The sequence below is a fragment of the Streptomyces sp. NPDC016469 genome (assembly GCF_040632905.1).
Classification (GTDB): Bacteria; Actinomycetota; Actinomycetes; order Streptomycetales; family Streptomycetaceae; genus Streptomyces.
This window is the reverse complement of sequence record NZ_JBEYCQ010000016.1, coordinates 193333-200568: the sequence shown is the minus strand read 5'-3', so window position 1 is coordinate 200568 and position 7236 is coordinate 193333. Positions and strand designations below refer to the sequence as shown.

The following is a 7236-nucleotide window of genomic DNA, read 5'->3' as shown; positions in this document are numbered from 1 at the left end:
CATCAGTATTGATCCCAACGTCCGGCCGCTGCTGGTGCGTCCCGAGTCCTCACGTGAAACATGAGCGCCGACGCATACGCCGAGGCCGTTGTTTCACGTGAAACAACGGCCTCGATCGGTGTACTGGGGTGCTGCAGAGGTTCAGTTGGCCGTCTTGAGCGGCGTCAGGCAGAGCACCACACTGCTCCGGCTCTTACGACGACCCGAGCTCTCGGTGTAGGCGGAGTACTTCTCCGCGTCGCAGAGATCCGTGTCGGTCGTGTTGTCGTGCACTTCGGCGACCTTGTACTCGGCGGCGGACGAGCCGCAGTCGACGGACTCCATGTCCGGGTTGAAGTTGGTGCCCTTGTTCTCCGGGCAGTCCCCGACCGAAGCGGCCTTGGCGTCGGACTCGAACATGTCGCCCAGGCCGAACTTCAGCGCGCCGAGCACGACGAGGCCCACGACGATGATGATGATGTTGCGCGTCGCGAGGAGCTTCTTGCCGCCCGAGGGCTGCGTAGGACCCTGAGGAGGAGCACCCCAGCCCTGGGGCTGCTGCGGCTGCTGGGGAGCCCCCCACCCCTGCTGCGGCTGCTGCGGGCCGCCCCACCCCTGCTGGGGCTGTTGCGGCGGGTAGCCGTATCCGCCCTGCTGCGGCGGGTAGGGCTGGGCCGGCTGCTGACCGTAGGGACCGCTGCCCTGCTGCGGCGGGTAAGTCATCTGAATGCCCCCGTGATTCGTACGTCTTGTTTGACGCGGGCACGCTATAGGAAGTCACCGCCCCGACTCCAATGCGCAAGGCACAGGGCAGAACCTGCGTACAGCACCGCCACACCGATCACCAGCACCGCGGACCGCCCGTCGGGCGGGAGCATCAGCGCGGCGACCGCCGCCGCGGCAACGAAGGCCACGTTGAACAGCACGTCGTAGAACGAGAAGGCCCTGCCCCGGTAGGCGTCGTCCACGGCGGTCTGCACCACGGTGTCCGTGGCGATCTTCGCCCCCTGGGTGACGAGTCCGAGGACGAACGCGGCGACGAGCATCGGCGCCGGAGCGAACCACAGCCCCAGGGCCGGTTCGAGGACCGCGGCGGTGCCGGCGCACACCACCATCCAACGGAGCCGCCCGAGCCGCCCCGCGGCCCAGGGGGTCAGTACGGCCGCCGCGAAGAACCCGGCACCGGAGACGACCACCGCCAGGCCGAGGAGGGCGAGACCGTCGTCCTCGCTGTCCGTCCAGGCGTACCGGCAGAGCATCAGGACCATGACGGTCAGCGCCCCGTAGCAGAACCGGATCACCGTCATCGCGGCCAGCGCCCGGGACGCGCTCCGGTGCTCCAGCAAGTGCCGTAGTCCGTCGAGGAGCCCGCCGGCCGCCGCGGCCAGCGCTGCCCGTAGTGACATGCGGCCGGTGTCGCGGTCCGGCCCGAGGAGACCCGCCGCCAGGCTCAGCGCCGCCAGCGCCGACGTGAGGTAGAGCGCCGCCCCGAACAGGACCACGGCCGAGTCCGAAGCCGTCAGCAGCCGTACAAGAAAGGCGAGTCCGCCGCCCGCCGTCGCGGCGAGTGTTCCCGCGGTCGGCGACAGCGAGTTGGCGAGCACCAGCCGCTTCCGGTCGACGACGCGTGGCAGGACGGCGGAGAGGCCGGCGAGGACGAAGCGGTTGACCGCGGTGACGCAGAGCGCGGAGGCGTAGAAGAGCCAGACGGGAGCCGCCCCGATGATGAGGAGCGCGGTGCAGCAGGCGAGTGCGGAACGCAGCAGGTTGCCGTAGAGGAAGACCTTGCGCCGGGGCCAGCGGTCCAGCAGCACACCTGCGAAGGGCCCGACGAGCGAGTAGGGGAGCAGGAGCACGGCCATGGCGGAGGCGATCGCCCCGGCGGACGCCTGCTTCTCCGGCGCGAAGACCACGTGCGTGGCCAGAGCCACCTGATAGACGCCGTCGGCCGACTGGGACAGGATCCGCACGGCCAGCAGGCGGCGGAAGTTCCGAAGGCGCAGGAGGACGCGCAGGTCACGCACGACGGGCATGGGAGCAAGGGTCACACACGCAGAGGGCCCCCGGGCGCATTGCCCAGGGGCCCTCAAGGGCGCGGCAGCCGAGATGCGTTGCCGTTCCTCACCTGCCCGACCGACTCACGTGAGTCAGTTGGAGACCTCGCCGCGGATGAACTTCTCGACGTTCTCGCGGGCCTCGTCGTCGAAGTACTGGACCGGCGGGGACTTCATGAAGTAGGAGGACGCCGAGAGGATCGGGCCACCGATGCCGCGGTCCTTGGCGATCTTCGCGGCACGGACGGCGTCGATGATGACACCGGCCGAGTTCGGGGAGTCCCAGACCTCGAGCTTGTACTCCAGGTTCAGCGGGACGTCACCGAAGGCGCGGCCCTCGAGGCGCACGTACGCCCACTTGCGGTCGTCCAGCCAGGCCACGTAGTCCGACGGGCCGATGTGGACGTTGTCCGCACCGAGGTCGCGGTCGCGGATCTGTGAGGTGACGGCCTGCGTCTTGGAGATCTTCTTGGACTCCAGGCGCTCACGCTCGAGCATGTTCTTGAAGTCCATGTTGCCGCCGACGTTCAGCTGCATCGTGCGGTCCAGGACGACGCCCCGGTCCTCGAAGAGCTTCGCCATCACGCGGTGCGTGATGGTGGCGCCGACCTGCGACTTGATGTCGTCGCCGACGATCGGGACACCGGCCTCGGTGAACTTGTCCGCCCACTCCTTGGTGCCGGCGATGAAGACCGGGAGGGCGTTGACGAACGCGACCTTGGCGTCGATGGCGCACTGGGCGTAGAACTTCGCGGCCACCTCGGAACCCACCGGGAGGTAGCAGACCAGGACGTCGACCTCGCGGTCCTTGAGGACCTGGACGATGTCGACCGGGGCCTCGGCCGACTCCTCGATGGTCTGGCGGTAGTACTTGCCGAGACCATCGTGGGTGTGGCCGCGCTGGACGGTGACACCGGCGTGCGGCACGTCGCAGAGCTTGATGGTGTTGTTCTCGCTCGCGCCGATGGCGTCCGAGAGGTCCAGGCCGACCTTCTTCGCGTCGACGTCGAAGGCGGCGACGAACTCGACGTCCCGCACGTGGTAGTCGCCGAACTGGACGTGCATCAGACCGGGCACCTTGCCGGCCGGATCGGCGTCCTTGTAGTACTCGACGCCCTGGACCAGCGAGGCGGCGCAGTTGCCCACGCCGACGATGGCTACGCGAACCGAACCCATTCCGGTTGCTCCCTGTGTGTAATGGATGTTTCTGATGAGTTCACCGCGGATCTGCGGTGAACTCACTTGGCGGTGTCGCCGGACGGATCCGGCGGGTTGTCTCCCCGCCGGGGCAGGCCGTCAGGCTCTCCTGCGGTCTTCTGCTGAGCTGAGCCCTCGGGCGAGGATCGTCGCTGATCCCGTCCCGACCGCTCGCTCTCGATGAGCTCGTTCAGCCAGCGCACTTCGCGCTCCACGGACTCCATGCCGTGTCGCTGCAGCTCAAGTGTGTAGTCGTCGAGGCGCTCGCGGGTGCGGGCCAGAGAGGCGCTCATCTTCTCCAAGCGCTCTTCCAGCCGGCTGCGACGGCCTTCCAGCACCCGCATTCGCACGTCGTGCTCCGTCTGCCCGAAGAAGGCGAAGCGAGCCGCGAAGTGCTCGTCCTCCCAGGAATCGGGGCCGGTGTGCGAGAGCAGCTCCTCGAAGTGCTCCTTACCTTCGGCCGTCAATCGGTAGACGATCTTGGCGCGGCGCCCCGCCAGGGACGAGGCGGGAGCGACGGGCCGGCCGGAGCCGGGTGCCGCCTCTGCCGGAGCCGTCCCCGGTTCCTCGATCAACCAGCCGCTGGCGACCAGCGTCTTGAGGCAGGGGTAGAGCGTCCCGTAACTGAAGGCACGGAAGATGCCCAACGAGGTGTTGAGGCGTTTGCGCAGCTCATAGCCGTGCATTGGGGATTCGCGGAGCAGTCCGAGGACGGCGAACTCGAGGATGCCGGAACGTCTGCTCAACCTCGCCCCTCCTTCTCCGAGTGCTCTCACGGTCCCTTGTACCGGGTCGATGTACCGAGCTGATGTATCGACTCGATACATCAGCACGATAGATCGGACGGGCGAAGCCGACAAGGGCAGCCTCAGTGAGCGGCGTCACATCGCCAATTCGTAGGAACCGACTTGCGTTATTTGGGGTGAAGTTCGGTCCCAGGAGGGTTTTGACCGTGCGTAGTCTGTGCGGCATGCAGACCACCGGGAACCGCGAGACGCGCGCGTGCGTCAGTGCTCGCGGGCCATCCGGATGCACTGCGGGCGAGCCTGTCGCCGGGCTGGCCCGTCATTCGGGGGACCGGATCTCACCTGCCGCTTCCAGGCGCTCTCGCCTGCCCGAGGAGTAGTCGTTCGATGAGCGAGCACCGTCGCAAGACGTCGCAACCGCAAGGTGGCGGACGTGCCGCGGCCCGACGAGCCGCCCAGCAGTCCTCAGGACGCCGCGCAGCACCGTCACGCGGAGTAACTTCAGCCTCACCTTCCGGCCCGCACGGCGAGGAGGCTCCCTACGCCGGTCGCGCGGCCGCCAGACGGGCGGCCCAGCGCGGCGGCGGAGGCCGTGGCGGTTCCGACGGCGGTGGTGGACGGCGCCGCGGTGGCGGGGACGACGAGCACGAGGGCCGCGGGCGCGGTGGCCGGCGCCCCGGCAAGAAGCGGTTCATCGACTATCCGCGAGCCGGCCGCCAGGGCCTGCGCCGCTGGGTTCCGTCGTGGAAGCTGGTGTCCAGCCTGTGCATCGGCTTCCTCGGCCTGCTGATGGGCCTCGCCGGTCTCGCGTACGCGATGGTCGCGAAGCCGGAGATCCAGGCCGCCGCCAAGGCGGAGAACAACGTCTACTTCTGGAGCGACGGCACCCAGATGGTGGCCACCGGCGGTGAGGTCAACCGTCAGGTCATCGACTACGCGCAGATCCCCGAGGCGATGCGCAACGCCGTCATCTCCGCCGAGAACAAGTCCTTCGACAGCGACCACGGCATCGACCCCATGGGTATCGCCCGCGCCGTCTTCAACATGGCCAAGGGCGGCGAGACCCAGGGCGGATCGACGATCACCCAGCAGTACGTCAAGAACTCGCGGCTGTCCCAGGAGCAGACCCTCAGCCGCAAGTTCGAGGAACTCTTCATCACGCTCAAGGTCGGTAGCGAGATGAAGAAGAAGGACGTCATGGCCGGGTACCTGAACGTCTCGTACTACGGCCGCGGCGCCTCCGGCATTCAGGCCGCGGCCCGTACGTACTACGGCAAGGACGCCAAGGACCTGGACCCGAGCCAGTGCGCCTTCCTGGCCAGTCTCCTCAAGGGCGCCAGCTACTACGACCCGGCCGGTGCGCCGGAGGTCGACCCGGTGCAGGCGACCGCGGAGAAGAACCTCGCCCGCGCGACGAAGCGCTGGAAGTGGATCCTTGACGAGGAGGTGAAGGACGGCCGGATGACGCAGGAGGAGCGGAACAAGTACACGGAGTTCCCGACGCCCGACAAGCCGAAGCGGAGCGCGCAGCTGGGCGGCCAGATCGGCTACCTCGTCAACACCGCCAAGGCCGAGATCTTCGAGCGCACCGACATCACCAAGGACATGCTTGACCAGGGCGGCTACGAGATCCACACGACCTTCGACAAGAAGAAGGTCGACCAGCTCAGCAAGGCCGTCAAGCGGGTCTACAAGGAGAACATCGACCCCAAGAAGCGCCCGCTGTATGACACCCACGTGCAGTTCGGCGGTTCGTCGGTCGACCCCAAGACCGGTGCGATCCAGGCGATCTACGGCGGTGAGGACGCGACCAAGCACTTCCAGAGCAACGCCGACCCCACCGGCGCCGCGGTCGGCTCGACCTTCAAGCCCTTCGTGCTGGCGGCCGCCATGGAGTACGGCAAGCGGGACCCGTCCGGCGGCCCGGACCAGGACGAGTCGCAGCGTACGAAGGTCTCGCCGCTCAGCATCTACAACGGCGCCAACAAGCTGAAGATCAGGAAGTACAACGGCGACGTCTGGACCGACAAGCAGGGCAAGGAGTGGCTGCAGACCAACGACGACCACGAGTCGTACGGCAACATCACCCTGCGTGAGGCCATGCAGTGGTCCGCCAACTCCCCCTATGTGCAGCTGGGTATGGACGTCGGCACGGACAAGGTGAAGAAGGCGGCCATCGCGGCCGGTCTGAAGGACGACCAGTACATGGCGGACGCCAGCGTGCCGTCCTTCTCGATCGGTACGTCCTCGCCCAGCGCGACGAGCATGGCCGGCGCATACGCCACCTTCGCGGCCCGGGGCCAGCAGCGCGATCCGTTCTCCGTCACCGAGGTGAAGAAGCGCGGGAGGCCGGCATACCAGCACAAGGAAGTCACCAAGAGCGCCTTCGACAGCGCCATCGCCGACAACGTCACGGACGTGCTCAAGAACGTCGTCGCGAAGGGGACCGGTACGTCCGCCCAGCTCCCCGGCCGTGAGGTCGCGGGCAAGACGGGTACGACCGACGACAACCTGTCGGCGTGGTTCGTGGGCTACACGCCGCAGCTGTCGACGGCGATCAGCATGTACCGGCTGGACGACGACGAGAAGAACACGGACCGTGGGTTCGAGAAGATGTACGGCACCGGCGGCAAGGACAAGATCCACGGCGCCTCCTTCCCCGCCCAGGTCTGGCACGACTACATGGCCGAGGCCATGAAGAACGAGAAGGCGGAGCCCTTCCCCAAGGCGGAGCCCATCGGGGACAAGGTCTACGGCGGCGGCGCGTCCAAGAAGCCCTCGCCGACGCCCACGCCGACACCGACCGAGACCGAGACGACGAAGCCGACCCCGACCCCCACGCCGACCCCCACGCCCGACGTCCCGACCCCCGACCCCACCGACAGCTGCGGTACGTGGGGCTGGAACTGCCAGAACAACGGCGGCGCCAACGCGGGCACGGTCCAGGGCAACGACGGCGGCACGGACACGGGCACGACCCAGGGCAACGACGGCGGCACGGACACCGGCACGACCGGCGGCGACGACGGTACGGACGGGGGCACCACCACCGGCGGAACCAACAACGGCGCCACGGAGGGCAACTCCAACAGCACCGGAAACAACAGCACCGGGAACAACAACTGGTGGGGTGGCACGACCGGGTAGAGCCCGGTACGCAGTGCGCCTCGCGCCCGGCACACAGTCCGGCACGAGGTGATCCCGACAGGAGATGAGGGCCGCGGCACCCCGGTGCGGCGGCCCTCGTCCTTTCCACAGCG

Annotated in this window: 5 protein-coding genes; 1 reads left to right on the top strand and 4 read right to left on the bottom strand. The window is 68.0% G+C overall.

The annotated features are described in order from the left end of the window. Positions 1-141 precede the first annotated feature (141 nt). The 4 genes from ABZ565_RS20350 to ABZ565_RS20335 form a co-directional block, all read right to left on the bottom strand. Positions 142-702: a hypothetical protein gene (locus tag ABZ565_RS20350; protein ID WP_361028435.1), complete on the bottom strand. Its 561-nt coding sequence runs from the start codon at positions 700-702 to the stop codon at positions 142-144. Between the two features lie 44 nt (positions 703-746). After that, on the bottom strand, positions 747-2012 hold the full coding sequence (locus tag ABZ565_RS20345) for an MFS transporter (RefSeq protein ID WP_361028432.1): 1266 nt from the start codon (positions 2010-2012) through the stop codon (positions 747-749). A gap of 114 nt (positions 2013-2126) precedes the next feature. Beyond that, on the bottom strand, positions 2127-3209 hold the full coding sequence (locus tag ABZ565_RS20340) for an inositol-3-phosphate synthase (RefSeq protein ID WP_361028429.1): 1083 nt from the start codon (positions 3207-3209) through the stop codon (positions 2127-2129). A gap of 62 nt (positions 3210-3271) precedes the next feature. Next, positions 3272-3976, bottom strand: coding sequence for a PadR family transcriptional regulator (locus tag ABZ565_RS20335; protein WP_361028426.1), 705 nt, complete (start codon positions 3974-3976; stop codon positions 3272-3274). Positions 3977-4363: 387 nt separating this feature from the next. Here ABZ565_RS20335 and ABZ565_RS20330 point away from each other — a divergent pair, with 387 nt between their 5' ends. Next, the gene (locus tag ABZ565_RS20330; RefSeq protein WP_361028423.1) at positions 4364-7123 is read left to right on the top strand and encodes a transglycosylase domain-containing protein; all 2760 of its coding nucleotides are present in this window, start codon (positions 4364-4366) and stop codon (positions 7121-7123) included. Positions 7124-7236 lie beyond the last annotated feature (113 nt).

Excerpts from the sequence above, each read along its gene's own strand:
- ABZ565_RS20350 (WP_361028435.1), bottom strand. The coding sequence starts at position 702 with ATGACTTACCCGCCGCAGCAGGGCAGCGGTCCCTACGGTCAGCAGCCG.
- ABZ565_RS20345 (WP_361028432.1), bottom strand. The coding sequence starts at position 2,012 with ATGCCCGTCGTGCGTGACCTGCGCGTCCTCCTGCGCCTTCGGAACTTC.
- ABZ565_RS20340 (WP_361028429.1), bottom strand. The coding sequence starts at position 3,209 with ATGGGTTCGGTTCGCGTAGCCATCGTCGGCGTGGGCAACTGCGCCGCC.
- ABZ565_RS20330 (WP_361028423.1), top strand. The coding sequence starts at position 4,364 with ATGAGCGAGCACCGTCGCAAGACGTCGCAACCGCAAGGTGGCGGACGT.